This is a genomic window from Novipirellula aureliae, from assembly GCF_007860185.1.
Taxonomy (GTDB): domain Bacteria; phylum Planctomycetota; class Planctomycetia; order Pirellulales; family Pirellulaceae; genus Novipirellula_A; species Novipirellula_A aureliae.
This window is the reverse complement of sequence record NZ_SJPY01000003.1, coordinates 357,633-372,892: the sequence shown is the minus strand read 5'-3', so window position 1 is coordinate 372,892 and position 15,260 is coordinate 357,633. Positions and strand designations below refer to the sequence as shown.

The 15,260-nt window shown below is 54.2% G+C and carries 10 protein-coding genes; 6 read left to right on the top strand and 4 right to left on the bottom strand.

Annotated elements, in window-relative coordinates; all coding sequences use genetic code 11:
* Nucleotides 1-236 precede the first annotated feature (236 nt).
* Entirely contained in the window at nucleotides 237-1,151 is a 915-nt protein-coding gene (gene thiL / locus Q31b_RS10715) for a thiamine-phosphate kinase (RefSeq protein ID WP_146599675.1), read from the top strand.
* Here thiL and Q31b_RS10710 read toward each other — a convergent pair.
* Complete coding sequence (locus Q31b_RS10710) at nucleotides 1,148-3,322, bottom strand: Tex family protein (RefSeq protein ID WP_146599674.1); 2,175 nt, start codon at nucleotides 3,320-3,322, stop codon at nucleotides 1,148-1,150. The genes thiL and Q31b_RS10710 overlap by 4 nt on opposite strands.
* Before the next feature lie 217 nt (nucleotides 3,323-3,539).
* Between Q31b_RS10710 and Q31b_RS10705 the strand changes: the two genes are divergently transcribed.
* Nucleotides 3,540-4,019 carry a DUF1569 domain-containing protein gene (locus Q31b_RS10705; protein ID WP_197171328.1) on the top strand — a complete coding sequence of 160 codons (480 nt, stop codon included), beginning with the start codon at nucleotides 3,540-3,542 and terminating at the stop codon, nucleotides 4,017-4,019.
* Nucleotides 4,020-4,321: 302 nt separating this feature from the next.
* On the opposite strand, the gene Q31b_RS10700 is transcribed toward Q31b_RS10705, so the two are convergent.
* Nucleotides 4,322-5,602: a thymidine phosphorylase gene (locus tag Q31b_RS10700; protein WP_146599672.1), complete on the bottom strand. Its 1,281-nt coding sequence runs from the start codon at nucleotides 5,600-5,602 to the stop codon at nucleotides 4,322-4,324.
* Nucleotides 5,603-5,864: 262 nt separating this feature from the next.
* Between Q31b_RS10700 and Q31b_RS10695 the strand changes: the two genes are divergently transcribed.
* On the top strand, nucleotides 5,865-7,133 hold the full coding sequence (locus Q31b_RS10695; protein ID WP_231617468.1) for a S1C family serine protease: 1,269 nt from the start codon (nucleotides 5,865-5,867) through the stop codon (nucleotides 7,131-7,133).
* A gap of 304 nt (nucleotides 7,134-7,437) precedes the next feature.
* Here Q31b_RS10695 and Q31b_RS10690 read toward each other — a convergent pair whose 3' ends face one another.
* Nucleotides 7,438-7,929, bottom strand: coding sequence for a hypothetical protein (locus Q31b_RS10690; protein ID WP_146599670.1), 492 nt, complete (start codon nucleotides 7,927-7,929; stop codon nucleotides 7,438-7,440).
* Between the two features lie 3 nt (nucleotides 7,930-7,932).
* Entirely contained in the window at nucleotides 7,933-11,817 is a 3,885-nt protein-coding gene (locus Q31b_RS10685; protein WP_146599669.1) for a S1 RNA-binding domain-containing protein, read from the bottom strand.
* 728 nt (nucleotides 11,818-12,545) lie between these two features.
* Here Q31b_RS10685 and Q31b_RS10680 point away from each other — a divergent pair.
* The 3 genes from Q31b_RS10680 to Q31b_RS10670 all read left to right on the top strand — a co-directional run bounded on the left by Q31b_RS10680 (nucleotide 12,546) and on the right by Q31b_RS10670 (nucleotide 15,028).
* Nucleotides 12,546-12,941 (top strand): hypothetical protein, encoded by a 396-nt coding sequence (locus Q31b_RS10680; protein WP_231617467.1) that lies wholly within the window; start codon nucleotides 12,546-12,548, stop codon nucleotides 12,939-12,941.
* 29 nt (nucleotides 12,942-12,970) lie between these two features.
* Nucleotides 12,971-13,798: a ParA family protein gene (locus Q31b_RS10675; RefSeq protein ID WP_146599668.1), complete on the top strand. Its 828-nt coding sequence runs from the start codon at nucleotides 12,971-12,973 to the stop codon at nucleotides 13,796-13,798.
* A gap of 411 nt (nucleotides 13,799-14,209) precedes the next feature.
* Nucleotides 14,210-15,028: a hypothetical protein gene (locus tag Q31b_RS10670; protein ID WP_231617466.1), complete on the top strand. Its 819-nt coding sequence runs from the start codon at nucleotides 14,210-14,212 to the stop codon at nucleotides 15,026-15,028.
* The last annotated feature ends 232 nt before the right edge of the window (nucleotides 15,029-15,260 follow it).

The window sequence follows — 15,260 nt, the reverse complement described above, 5'->3', positions numbered from 1 at the left end:
TCGACAATCACTCGGTTTTGCGGATTTTGATGTTGGGAGTCTGAGAAGACAATGTCGCTGACATGGGATACTCGCCTTCAGAAAAGAGGAAAAGAAACGGATTTTGCGAGGGGACTCGCATCTGTATTGTAGAGCGTTTGCAAATGTCGTTCGCTGCGCCGGATGGAAAGAAGTCAAAAAAAGGCTAGATTGTGCAACTCGTTACCAGGCTTCCCTCTTACAGACACGCTCATTTCATGGAACAGTCCTTTCTTGCTTACCTCCGCGGTCGATGTCGTTCGCTTCCTCAAGTCGCGGTGGGAATCGGCGATGATGCTGCCGTTATCGAACTGGCCAGCAGCACACCAAATGGTCCGTTCATCGCATGTACCGATCAAATCATTGATGGCGTCGACTTTGTTTCTGCTGAGCATTCGTTCTCCGATATCGGTTACAAATCGATGGCGATCAACCTCAGCGATATCGCCGCAATGGGCGCGGTCCCCACCTCGGCTCTCGTCACACTTGCTCTGCCCAAACACAACGCCACCCGCATCGCAGGGGAGGTTTACGAAGGCATTCTTGAAGCCGCCGAGTCGTTCCATATCGCAATCGCAGGCGGTGACATTTCGACGTATGATGGGCCGCTTTCGATTAGCGTCACGCTACTCGGTCATGTACCGAGCGGTACACCGTGGCTGCGCAGCGGAGCGATCGCCGGAGACGCGGTGCTGGTGAGCGGAGCAGTCGGAGGTAGTCTTCTTGGTCGACATCTGCGTCCTTCGCCTCGCGTTCAGCTCGCCAGCGAACTACGCAATGTGGCCGATGTGCATGCGGCCATCGACATCAGCGACGGATTGTCTCTCGATCTTGATCGGCTGTGTGCTGCCAGTGGCGTGGGGGTTGAATTATGGGCTTCGCAAATCCCGATTCATGACGACGCGATTCAGCTAGCCGAACAAACGGGACAAACTCCATTCGAACATGCTTGGAGCGATGGCGAAGATTTTGAGCTGATCCTGACGATGAGCCAATCGGATGCCGATAAGGTTTTGGCGATGAACTTCGAATGCGAACTGAGCCAAATCGGTAACACAACCAGTCGTACTGGGCTGTGGAAGCGCGACGGCACGAAATTGGTCCGCTTGTCACCGCAAGGCTACATGCATTAGAACTTTCGCGTCACCGAGATCCGTTTTCGATCCCTATCGATCTCAAGCACTTTGACCTTGGTCACATCGCCCACCGCGACCACGTCGCTCGGGTCTTTGACATATTCGTTTGCCAATTGCGAAATGTGAATCAAGCCGTCTTGATGAACACCAATATCGATAAAGGCACCGAAGTGGGTGACGTTCGTAATGACTCCCTCAAGAACCATTCCGGGCTTTAGATCCTGCATCGAATTGACATTGTCATCAAACTGAACGGCACGAAACTCACTTCGCGGATCGCGGCCCGGTTTGGCCAATTCGGCAATAATGTCGACAATCGTTGGCATCCCAAACTGATCGCTGACAAAATCGGAAGGGTTTAGTTTTTGGCTTAGCGTGGCGTTGCCGACGAGCGTCTTCGAATCCGCACCGAGTTGTTTTGCCATACGACTGACGACACCGTAGCTTTCTGGATGCACCGCCGAATTATCAAGTGGTTCTTCACCCCCGCGAATGCGTAAAAAACCAGCCGCCTGTTCGAACGCTTTCTTGCCCAGTTTTGCGACTTTCGTCAATTCTTTACGACTACGGAACTGACCGTTTTGATCTCGGTATTGGACGATGTTCTCGGCCAATTTCGGGCCGATTCCGGCGACATACGACAACAGCGGAACCGATGCCATGTTCAAATCGACGCCGACTCGGTTGACGCACGATTCGACGGTTCGATCGAGGCATTTACGAAGCTGGGTTTGATTGACGTCGTGTTGATACTGGCCGACGCCAATCGATTTTGGATCGGTCTTGACGAGTTCCGCCAGCGGATCCTGCAATCGCCGAGCGATACTGATTGCACCGCGAACGGTAATATCTAAGTCAGGAAATTCTTTCGATGCCAATTCACTTGCCGAATAGATCGAAGCACCCGATTCACTAATCATTACTTTGGTAATGTTTAACTTATGTTCGCGGATCAGATTGCCAACAAATGCGTCGGTTTCACGAGACGCTGTACCATTTCCAATCGCAATCAATTCAACGTCGTGCTTGTTGATCAGTTCGAGTAGTTTGCGGCCTGCCCCAGCGGTATCGTTCTTCGGTGCGGTCGGATAAATCGTTGTGTTTGTCAGAAACTTACCCGTTCCATCGACGATGGCAACTTTGCATCCCGTGCGAAAACCAGGGTCGATGCCCAGCGTGACACGTGGGCCCGCCGGAGCAGACATCAGTAGCTCGTGCAAATTTTTTCCGAACACGGCAATCGCTTCTTCATCCGCTTTCTCTTTAAGAGCACTCAGGACCGATGACGTTGTCGCAGGCATTAGCAATCGGTCATAACAATCTTGAACGGTCGCACACAGCTCGTGATAGAATTCAAAGCTGGGGTTGGTCACCCATTTCGATTTTAGTTGAGACACCGTCTGTGAATCGTCTAGCTCGACTCCAACGCGAAGCACGCCTTCACTCTCGCCACGAAGCATAGCCAACACGCGATGCGAGGGTATCCGACTGGCGGGTTCACGGTGATCGATATAGAGTTCGAACTTGCTGGCTTCTTCTTTCTTGCCTCGTTTGACTTGGGAGCTAATCTTGCCTGACGAGAACACTTGCTTGGTCAACCATTGCCGCGTGTCAACATCTTCGGACCATTGTTCCGCCACGATGTCGAGTGCTCCTTGCAGGGCTGCATCGGCATCGGGAACTTCTTTTTCGGGGCTGACAAACGATTGAAGCGTGTCGTTCTTGGAACCCGATAAATTCGCTTGACTGAGCAGCAGATCAGCAAGTGGGCCGAGTCCTTTTTCGCGTGCAATCGTCGCGCGAGTTCGCCGTTTGGGTTTGTACGGCAGATAGATCGCTTCGAGAGTTCGCATGTCGCGACAATGCTCGATCCGATGCCGTAGTTCAGCGGTCAACAACCCCTGTTCGGCGATCGACTGTAGCACGGTTGTTTTCCGTGCGGAAAGTGCTTTCGCTTTTTCGAGTGCATCCTCGATCGCTCGGAGTGCTATCTCGTCGAGTCCGCCGGTGGCTTCCTTGCGATAACGGGCGATAAAGGGAATCGTGTTGCCTGCGCCGAGTAACTCGACCACGGAATGAATTTGACGAAGTGGAATCGAGAGATCTTTCGAGATCGCTTCACAAATAACCGATTCAAGATCGTTGGTGGAATTAGCAGCAGGACTCATGTCTATCGTTCTCGGTAAGGACGCAAAAGCCAATCGGCACGTGTGCCAAACATTGTGTCAACCGCTACGCGTTTCGTCTACATCCAGTTGTTTGGGGATGAATTGAGATCGCAATGGGCAAATCCCAACACCTGTTACACCCAACATGCTAGTATTCCCTGTTGTGCAGGCAATGTACCATCCAATAGTCCAAACGCTAACGAAAGAGAGACCTGCGATGGCCGATTCTGTTGAACGACGTGAATTGACATTTAGTAACGTTGATGAAATTGTCGCTGATGCGCGGCGGTTGGCAGCGGGCGAAGTTCGCGCGTGCGGTAGTCATTCGTTTGGGCAGATTCTCCACCATCTGGCCCTCAGCCATGACGTGGCAACAGGCCAACTCATCGCTCCGAGTCCGCCGTTGTTTATGAGGTTATTGATGCCTTTGATGAAGCGAATGGTGATCAATGCGAAACCGCTCAAACCAGGCATCAAGTTGCCTGCAAAGGGAGAAGCTTTTTTCTGGCCCAATAAGGAGTTCGAAGTTTCCGAGGCGATAAAGTACTTGGAGGAATCGGTTGAGAACTACAAAACCAACGGACCTCTCGAAATACATCCTTTCTTCGGCAAGCTCAACCAAGCAGAAGCCGATCAACTTGTTTGCCGGCACGCAGCCTTGCACCTGAGTTTTGTTCATCCGGTTGTCATTTCATGAGTGTTTACGTCGAAACCCTTGTTCCCAGGATCCCGCCTCCCGTGCACACGAGGCCGTGCGGCTTAAAATTCAGCTAAGTCAACAACTTAACCTGCTCTCCCAGACTTCGTTTGGGGGAGCCCGAACGCGGCGGATCGAGCCGCCGTTCGGGAGGGGCCAACACGATGTAAATCCTGCGAGCCCCCTCCCTCGCGTATGCCTTCATGGCATCGCTCGACCTCCCCCAGCTTCGCCGGGAGAGGTAGGACAAGCGTAAACGCTTGGGAAACAAACGCACAAAAGCCGCTCGACCACGATGCGCTTTAAGAAACTCGCATCACGATCAACGGTGGACGTTGGGGGGGCTTCTCAGTGATGGAGATTATATTGGTTAGCCGTTCCAATCGATCAGCCAATTGCTGAGGTGGACAATAGAGGGTTGCGATCCGGTCACCAACCTTCACTTCATCCCCGACGCGAAGGTGCATTTCCATTCCAACGGTGTGATCGATCTTGTCTCCTTTGCGAGATCGACCTCCCTTCATCTCGACAATCGTCTTTCCAATCAATTCACAATTGACCGACTCGACCCAACCTTCGTGAGGAGCGATTACCGAGTGCGATTGAGCCAGACTCAGAGGGAACTCAAGCCTACCTCCTTGTGCAGAAACCATTTGCTCGAACCTTTCATAGGCGGCTCCCGAGTCCAACTGATCGACCAATGCGGCGATTGCCGAATCACGATTTTCAAATCGATTCACCTTAACGAGCACATCCGCACAAAGTTCGATCGTCAAGTCGCGAACCTCGCGTGGGCCTTCGCCGCGCAGCACCTCAACACTCTCGTTTACCTCGATGGCATTGCCAACGCCGAGACCAAGTGGTTGACTCATATCCGACAGGATCACCGTCACTGGCAAATCGGACAACTTACCGACATCGATAATGGAGTTTGCCAATTCAGTCGCATCGTCCATCGTTTTCATAAACGCGCCGCTGCCGACTTTCACGTCGAGAACTAATGCATCGAGCGTCGCGGCAATCTTTTTGCTCAAGATACTTGCGGTGATCAGCGCGACCGACTCGACCGACCCCGTGACGTCACGAAGGGAGTACAGTTTTTGGTCGGCGGGAGCGATTTTCTCGTTGGCACCAATCATGAAGCAGCCAACCTGTTTTAGCAATTCACTCGACTGCTCAATCGACATTTCCGTTTGAAAACCGTGAATCGACTCCAGCTTATCAAGGGTTCCGCCGGTCAGCCCTAGTCCACGCCCGCTGATCATTGGCACATCGACATCCAAGGTCGCCAACAGCGGTGCTAATATTAACGAAACCTTGTCACCCAAACCGCCGGTGCTATGCTTGTCGACTCGCGGCCGATCGGTGCAACGCGGCAAACAGGTTCCCGAGTGGACCATCGCGTCGGTCAAGGTTGCAATTTCCCGTTGGTTCATTTTTTGAATGCAAATCGCCATCGCCAGAGCCGACATTTGGTAATCAGCCACCTCACCCCTGCAATATCCCTCGACTAGAAAACGAATTTCTTCATCGAGCAGCGGTTTTGCGTCCCGTTTTTTTGCGATTAAAGTTGCAGGTATCATCTTTTATTCGAGTTCACGTGTTTTGTTCGGCTTCAGGGACGGTGATAATAAAAGGGGGGCCTAAGCACTATCCGAGTTTAGTCGTTATATTGGGCGAGTGTTAGGTATTCTTATCCTAGCCTGGCGCGTATGTTTTGAGGTTTAGCGATTTGATCGGAGGCAAAGCCCCGTCTGCCTAGCCCAGCGTGCTGGATTAGGTAAATCGCTGGTCCTTCGGCCTGAAAGAAACAAGCAATATCACGATTAAAAAACTATGAAGACAATGAAAATAGATTTAAGAACATCGTCGTGTCACCCCTCGCCTCTTCGTTTGCTTTCAATCGCTTGCCTCTTGTTTGCGACTCTGCTTGTGACAGCCGCGAGAGCCGATGCGGACGAAACGCTTGATTCGGTTATCGACAAGAAAATTGAATCGGCACTTCTGCAGGCTGGCCCCCGTGCCCTGTCGAAGGCTTTCCGCGTTGCGGCACGCCATGCCACTCCTGCGGTCGTGACGGTCTATTCCTATGGTCAAAATATTGAACAGCCCAGTACCCAGGAGTCCGAAGACCCCAATCAACCAGGGCCGTCGCCGCCACAGCAGCAGAGTGTGGATGGTGACTCGATGCCCCTCACCGGTTTAGGCTCTGGCGTTATCGTTTCGCCCGATGGATTGATCATTACCAACAACCATGTGATTGCTGGTGCAAAAAAGGTAGTCGTGCAATTGTCCGATGAAACCGAAATCGAAGCAAGTGAAGTTCAAGGCGACCCTGATAGCGATATTGCGATCGTACGCATTGAACGAGAAGAAGGATTCCCGGCTGCAAATTTGGGCGATTCGGATCAGCTCGATATTGGTGATTGGGTGCTTGCGATCGGAAGTCCTTTCCGGCTCGAAGCGACCGTCAGTGCTGGAATCATTAGTGCAAAGAACCGCACTCTACAACGAATCCGACGCGGACGGTTGTTGCAAACCGATGCCGCCATCAATCCTGGAAACTCAGGTGGCCCGCTGGTCGATCTCAATGGCAGTGCCGTTGCGATTAGTACAGCCATCGCGACTCGCAACGGTGGCTACCAAGGTATCGGCTTTGCCATCCCGATCAATCAAGCAAAATGGATCGCCGACGAATTGGCTGCCCATGGCAAGGTCCGCCGGGCGGCGATGGGAATTCGCTTAGCCGAGTTGAATCCCAAAAATGCCAAAAAACTAAACCTACCAACCGGACTCGGCGTTCTCGTCTATCAGATTATCGACGGTTCAGCAGCCGATCGGGCTGGAATGAAACCGATGGATGTGATCCTGAAATTCGCAGACGAAAGGGTCCTGAAACCAAGTTCCCTGCAAGAGGTGGTTGAACGAAAACCCGTCGGTTCCACTCAGAGCGTTTTAATCTACCGCGATGGCGAAGAGATGACACTGTTTGTTGAATTGGCCACACTCGAAGACCCCACACTGGGCGGTGAAGACGAATCCGACAACGTGGAAGGCAGCGAGCCGGAAGAGGATGGTGGAACAGCAACGCAAGACGAAGAAGCAGCGGAGTAGCTGCCAAACTGGGCCATTAACAAACTGGGCCATTACCAAAATGGGGGGATACTGGCGTCTAGCCCGGATGATTCATGGGCTTGCAAATTGTTTTGCTAACGTCTACGCCTTCAAGCGTTTACGTTCATTGCTCGAAAAACAGTCTGCGGATTAGCCGGGTTAGGCTTGGCAAAAGCGTGGCTGGGGCATCTTGCCCCAGTAAGCTGCCGCTGGAGGCCACAGCCACGAAAGAGTCCTACCGCTCAATTCCCAGTTGGGACAAAGCACGAGGCCGTCCCGGGCTGGACGCCACGGCGGCGCCAAATTAGCTGCTTTTCGCAGCATAAACTTCCGCGTATTCGATTGCCCAAGCGTCGATCAGCCGTTCAAATGCCTCTTCGCTCGCTTCGGCGATTGGAACGAAGTGATTGCGGTTGAACAGCTCGCGATTCATGATGGTGGCCTTTCCTCGCAGCTCAAGGACTTGCAAGTCGCTGTAGCCAGGAATCGCGATTTCCAGCCGACTGTATTGGTTGCTGCGTTTGCCAGCTTCGATTCTCAAATCGTCTCGATAACAGGCGGACCCCCAACCTCCTTCGCCGAATAGCGATTCGGTACGGAACCCTGGGAAATGGTCGGCGACTCGGTGAATCGCTTGCTCGATCCGTTCGGACAAGGAAAGACGCAGCGACCCATGTAGCCGCTTCATCTCCTCGGTCGTCATCTCTTGTTGACGCTCGGCAGACGCCTTTCGTGAAGCAAGATTCTTGCCCCGTTCGATTGCCGATTCTAGCCTGGCGTTGAAATCGTCACTCATGCTCTAAGCGGGGGTGTCGGTGGAGGGGGCAGGTGTTTCGGTCGTCTCGGAGGCCGACTCTTTAACCGAGTCGCTCGGCTGGTTATCGCCCGATTGGACCTCACTTGGTGGTGGGGCCGAAGCTGCAGCGGTAGTGTTTTCGGGTGGCTTTGTGTTTTCGGGCAGCGGTTCACTCGCACCTTCAGCGGGGTTCGGTCCGCTTTCCTGCTTCGGTTTTTCTGCAGCGGGTTCGGGCTTTGCGGGTTCGGGCTTTTTGAAAAACTGCATCAAATCACCGAAAGAACGCAGCGGTTCTTCGCCTTGTTTCATCGCATCCGATATCGGCTCAACCGCTTTGCTGCTGGTAACTCGATACGATTCTGGTTGTCGTTGCCCGCGTCCCGATCGGTTGTCCCGACCACCGCCACGATGGTCGCGTCCACGACCCGAGCCGGAGCGGCCTGAACCGGAGCGGCCTGAACCGGAGCGATCCGATCCGCCGCGTGAAGGCCCTGCTTTGCCGCCGCCTCCGCGTCCCTCATGGCTTGCGTTCGGACCTCTTCCGCCACCGCCGTCACTGCGTCCGCCCGCATTCGCAGGGCGACCGCCACGTGCTTGCGATTTGCCGCGTGGTGGACCTCCGCTTCGACCGCGTGGTCCTTGCTGCGCACGCTGCTCCGCCAACTCCGCTTCTCTCTCTGGTGAGATCGCGCTAAGAGCAACGCGACGTCGTTTCTCATCGATTCCCGTCACCCAGGTCGTGACCACATCACCAACCTGAATCGCTTCATGTAAATCTTCGACAAACCGATCCGATACCTTGCTGACGTGAATCAATCCACTGCAATCGGGGGCCAGTTCGACAAACACTCCAAACGGCATGACACCGACTGCAACGCCGATAACTTGGTCGCCTGGCTTCAGCGATTTAAGCGATGGGACGGATGTCAGTACGCCATGCGAATCCGCTTCGTTTGCGTCCCCTTCACCAAATGGATCACAAAGCCAGCGGACGATTTGGTAGGCCTTACGGTACCCGATTTGCCATTCTTTGACGCACTTGTCGACCTTCGCTTTTTCAGGTTTGACCTGACGAAACGTATTGTCGACCGGACCGTTGGTTGCTGCTGGCACCGCCGATGGCTTCGCCGTATCCGATTGTTCAGCGGACGGTTCCACCCATTCCGCCGGCTTTGAAGCATCGCTTTGCTCAGCAGATGCGTCTGGTTCAGTGGAAGTTTCCGCCTCGGCAGTAGGTTGGCTTGCCGTTGGTTCGATGGGCGATTCGACGGAGGTTGCCTCGGCGTCGCTTGTTGCCTGGGTGTCGCTTGTTTCCTCGGCGTTGGTCTCGCTCACTTCGCCAAAAGGTTTTGCTCCGTCGGCGTCGCTGGACGGGTCGGTTGAGGAGAAGTCTTCAACCACTCGGGGCTCTACCTTTGGCTCGCTACTCAGGTCGACCGGCTTATTGGCTGGCGACGCCCCCTCTTCACTAAAATCGGGCGGTTGATAGCCGGGCGGTGTTGCTGGAGGCATCTCCAATCCCAAGGCACTGGCCAATTTTTTTGCCAGCGGGTAATCATCGGGGTGAATCAAAGTGCTATCGAGCGGCTCGTCACTGCCAAAAACTCGCAAGAACGGCATCGCTTGACGAACGGCGGACGCATCATCCCACTGTTCAAGTTCGCTTAGCTGTTGCCGTGAGTGAAACAATGATTCGCGACGCGTCGCGTCGATCGATGCCGCGACCGTTTCGGAAACACCTGGCAAACGCGACAGCCAAGAGGTTGGCGCGGAATTGACATCGACTCCGCCACGCGAAGCACCGCTGACGATAACGTCGTCCAAGACCTCTAATAAAGCCTGGTCCGACAATTCGCGTTGGAACGACCCGAGACGTAGCTTTAACGGATCGACCTTCGCAATGGCTTGCGCTGGCTGGACCACCGAGAAAGCGATCCACGACGCGGCTCGAAAACGGCGAGGTGTCGATCGCATTTCTTGGTCGGCTATCGCACTTCCGGCGTAGGTGTCCGCACCGCTACGGTCGGCCAATGTCCAGTGGATCGAGTTTTCGGGCGACTGTTTGATCAGTTCGCCGACCGCCAACAAGCATCCTCGACGCGACGGGCCGTTGCTAATCACAATCAGATCGACATGGTGCGAGTGTATCAACTCGCCCATTCGCAATACGGCTTGCGAACGGCTTGGTGCTGATAATTGGCACGGCAAATCTTCGTAATGAAGCAAACGACCGTCCGCAGCGACAATCGAAGCGGCGGCGGTTCGTGGGCCAACGGCATCGATCGCCAAAATAACCTTTGCTTCGATTCCGCCACGATTGACTTGCGAACGCAGGTGGTCCGCGGCGATTCCAAGCAACCGTCCTGAGGCACGTTCTTGTAACTCATCCCACCATGCGGCTTCAGCGGCACTACGAATGTCGGCTTCGTTCTCGACGACAATATGCTCGAGCGTATCCCCCAGTTTGCTGTTGATTCGCCCAGCGGTTCGCTGCAATTCGGCGACTAATTTGTTGGCATCGTATTCGAACGAACACTGTGCAACCTGGCTGCGAAGGGCGCGGGCAAGCATGACCGTTTGGAAAGAACTGAGCTTGTTCGCATTGATCTGTTTGCCTTCGAGTGGCTTGAGCACGCTCATCAACCAACGTCGACGCCGCTGCCGAGGCGAGACCTTCTTCGGCTTTTTCGGAGCCGCTTCCTTTACCTTCTCCTTGCCCTTCTTTTTCTTCTTCTTTGGCGTTTCAATGGACGGATTGTCGACATCAAAACCAATCGCCGTCTCCCCACCCGCATTTGCTGCAGCTGCCGGTGTCTCCGTTGCCGGTGTCTCGGCTGCTGGTGTCTCGGTTGCTGGTGTCTCGGCTGCCGGTGTCTCAGCTGCCGGTGTCTCAGCTGCCGGTGTCTCGGCTGCCGGTGTCTCGGCTGCCGGTGTCTCGGTTGCCGGTGTCTCGGTTGCCGGTGTCTCGGTTGCTGGTGTCTCGGTTGCTGGTGTCTCGGCTGCGTTTTGTGTTCCAGCCGTTTCAGGCGAAACATCCGACTTGGTCGGCAATTCCTGGCCGTGGACCGTTTCGATCGCAGCGGCACCGTCCGACGCGGGGACAGCGACAGCGGGCGCTGCGGCAATTGACGCGTCGGCTGCGGGGCTTTCCTCTGTTGGCGTTTCCGACGTTGGTGATTCGGCTGTGGCTTGAGCCGCTGGTTCGGCGTTTCCGCTCATTGCTTTGGCGGTTGGGTAGCGACTTGCCGAATCCGTCGACGAGTCGTCGGAATCCTTTTCGGAAGCCCCCCCGGATGCGTCCGCATTACCACTGATATGCGGGTCACTTATTTCGGCGACATGAATCCGGGCATGTTTACTGAGCCACTGGACCGCCGCGTTGATCATTCTTGGATCACCGGCGAGTCGCCGGGCGAGGGATTCTTCGAGTTTGTCGATTGCTTCCTCGTGATTTTCGATCCCTTCGACACTTTCGGCTAGTTTTTGGAAATCGTCCGTATCGTCTTTTTGAGGATTGAGCACGCGCAGGGCTAGCAGCGTACCGCCATCGACCGCCTCGTTCGACTCTAACTTGATTCTCCGAGTGAGCCGTTGCAGCATCCGTTTGCTGCCCGCTTTTTCAATCGCGCGGCCGAGTGCTGGATCGGCTAATGGCGTTGCCTGCCAATCGGCAATCAATTCCGCCCGGCGGGCGGCGAGCGATTTTTCGTTCTTCAGCGACTCGGCGAGAGCCCACAACACGGGCTCGTCAAGACCGCCAAGTTCGTCACGCCGGTAGCGTGCAAGAAAAGGAGGTTCATAACCCTGCTCGATGAGAGGCAGAGCGAGACGGAGGTTAGATTCTTCGCAACGCCCGCGTTGGGCAATTGCTTCTAGATCGACAGTCATGGCGAGTCGGTCTCATTCATTGGATCGGGTGCTACTTTGGCGGCCATTTGACTTGCCGAAAAAATTCGGCTTACCGCGGCGTGCGAAGATAGCGCGAGATCAGCGAAATGTCAACCTACGGTCGCTGTACAGGGACGTTTATCCTCCGCATTTGAGGACTCTTTACCCATTTGTACCCCTTCCGAACGGTGCGAGCGGCTATTTCGCTCGTTACAAGGCTCCCGCCATGCAACGGATGACGGGAGGCTTCCGTCTCCTCTTATCGCTTGGAATCGAGAGCCGCGAGCCTCTCACCATCCTGTCCGAGGCTGGCAGCTTGGGGACAAGCATTTCTTGGCGTGTTTTTACCATTGACACCTCGATTCGTGGCGTTTCGCGGCGATTGCCGCTCTCGATTCTGCGCGGGAGGCGTTTTTGCATGAGCTCCAAAAGTTGGACCGTGCCAATCGGTAGAGGCGGTCAGCTTGGCGTGCTGAGCGATATTTGGCGTGCTGAGTGATATTGCGCACTCGGCTTGGAGAGCGGAGCGACATTGCCACGAAGCCGAGTGAAGCAAAATCGATGCAATTGCAGCAGCAATCGTCAAAAAACTTAAAATCGACTCAAGCTTCCTAACCGGTAAAGTCGATCAATGCAAGTAGGAGAGAATCCTTGTCTGATCTTTTCGATATCTCGTCTTGCACGAGAACGGAAAAAGAAGCTAGTTCTCTGAACCCTCCCAAGTCTTGATGCCTCATAGGTTGCTCTATTTGGAGCGTCTATTGCAGCAAAGTTATAGGATTTCTGTAAAACTGATGCCCGAATCGAATTACCGAGTCATTTCCTACCGTCCCAATTCGTCCGCGGATTTTAGCAGCGCAATATCGACCACGCCTCAGCAAACCCGTCCCACTCGGCGCACCACCACACATCGACAAGAACGAGAGCTCGATCGTCTCGCAGGGGTTTCGGCGGCCAAAACGGTCTCCGTATCGCTCAAACAGATCGTCCCACTGCTAATCGATGCCGCCGAATCGAACCTCGGTTGGCTCGAAGATTTCGACGAGGATCAAGTTCGTATCGACACCGACCTCTATGAAGTGTTACTAGCGTATCAACACATGCGTCGCCGCGACGCTGCGTGAACACCGCTACAGGAAAAAGGAATGAGACCATGCGTTCGATCGCTGTAATCAATCAAAAGGGTGGCGTCGGCAAAACCACCTCGTCGGTCAACCTCGCCGCTGCCTTGGCAGACAAGGGATACCGTGTCTGCCTAGCGGACCTCGACCCACAGGCCCACGCATCGTTGCACCTTGGGATCACGGCGATTGATGGGGAAGTGAGCATGTACGAGGTGCTTTGCAGTGAAGCGACGATCGCCCAAGCCCGCCGTCGTGTGAGCGACCGATTGTCCGTCATTCCCTCCAATCTGGACCTCGCCGCCGCCGAACTCGAATTGGCAGGAGAAGTTGGCCGCGAAATGATTCTGCGAGATAAACTCGAAGACGATGACGAACCACTCGATTATCTGATTCTCGATTGCCCGCCAAGTCTCGGCGTGCTGACCGTCAACGCCCTCGTCGCCGTCAATGAAGTCTTTCTGCCGCTCCAACCACATTTTTTGGCGTTGCATGGATTGAGTAAACTGCTGCGAACGGTGGAGGTGGTGTCGAGACGCCTCAATGAGAAACTAAAACTTTCGGGTGTCATGCTTTGCATGTACGATTCCAATACCCGCTTGGCGGCTGAGGTCAGTACCGATATCACCGACTTCTTTGAGGCCAGTAAAGGGTCAAGAGAATTCTTTCGTAGCGCCAAATTCTTTGACACTCGAGTGCGGCGAAACATCCGCTTGGCCGAGGCACCAAGTTTCGGGCAATCGATCTTCCAGTATTCCCCTGAAAGCAACGGTGCCGCTGACTACAACGCTTTGGCCGAAGAGGTGATCGCGCAAACAGCCTCTCGCGCCACCAACACTCCGATGAAGGCGGCTGCGTGATTTGTCGTGTGAACCGTGGCTAACGGGCTGTCGATTTAATCGGTTTGACTCGACTGATTGTTTAACGCCAATTGTTTAACGCCAAGCCATAGGCGACCGCTTATGGAAAAGCTGACGCCTTCGGCTAAGCGTTAAACGATTAAATCGACAGCCCGCTAACGCCAAAACGGCTAATACGCAGACTGTTTTTCGAGCAATGAACGTAAACGCTTTAAGGCGTAGACGTTAGCAAAACAATTTGCAAGCCCATGAATCATCCGGGCTAGGAAGAATTGGGAATAATAGCGTGCAAATTACCAATGTTTTTTGCCGATTTCCGCATCTTACCGAGTCGTCTACAAGCTGTACCCCAACCAAAGCTCACTGATCCGCATGGCCCCCGCCAAACCCAAGCTGCAACGATCGACCAGTATGGGTTCATCACCAGTGCTTTCGGCGGTTGTTTGCTTGGGCGTGCTCTGCGTCTTGAACGTTTCGCAACTCAATTTCTCGTCTGCGGAAGAACCCATTGCGACCGATGCGATCGCGTATCGACCGCTTGGTGAGGGACTCGACGAACTGCCGCCCGAAACGGATGATCGGTTAGTCATCGACTTGGTCCCCGATATCAATCTGCCGACTGGTTTGACAAAATCGAGGTGGGCGATGGACGACCCTGAATATGCCGTAAAGTATGCCAACGGCGTTCCCAAAACGAATGTGTTTGGAAAGATCAAACAAGCCTCCGATGCGCGTTTTATCGACAACGCCGCTGGTGGGTACTTTTCAGCAGGGATCACGGACTTTTCCAATGCAGAATCGGCGTTGGCCAGCTTGGAATGCGGTTACACTGGTTACTGGAAATCCTATCTGACCAATCGCGTGGGCCTGGTCTTGGCATTCAGTGACACGGACTACTTCCTCGGTGCCGAGACAGGATTCCGGCTGCAAACGCCAACGCGGTTGGCACCTTTCGCCGGACTGGGATTGTTTGCGGGGGTTGCGAATGTTGGAGCGGACGATGCCGACGAATGGGTCGACCAAAATAATGACGGGGCCATCGACTTTCGTGACGAACAGGAATCCGGGTTTGACGGTGCGATGGCTGCCGTTTATCCCGAAGCCGGTATCCATTTCTGGTGGACGCCCCGAATTCGCTTGAGTGGATTTGGCAGGTACATGATCACCACCGAAGGCCGCGACGCGGATGCCTGGTACTACGGCTTTTCGATGGCCGTTCTCTCTCACTAGTGCTGCGTCTGAAAACCGGAACCGACGCTGCGGGTTCTGCGGGGAAGGACGTTTTTTCAACACCCGCGGCTCGTGCCGTCGGTTCACAAAATGTATGCATTCTAGAATCGAATTTGCCGATGACTTTTTTTCCCAGTGAGGGTTAGCATGTCGCGATGGTTGCCGTTAAACTCTGATACCGTGTCAGCATATGCCCTTGTGGTTGGCTTATTTCCTTAGTTTCGCTTCGAAA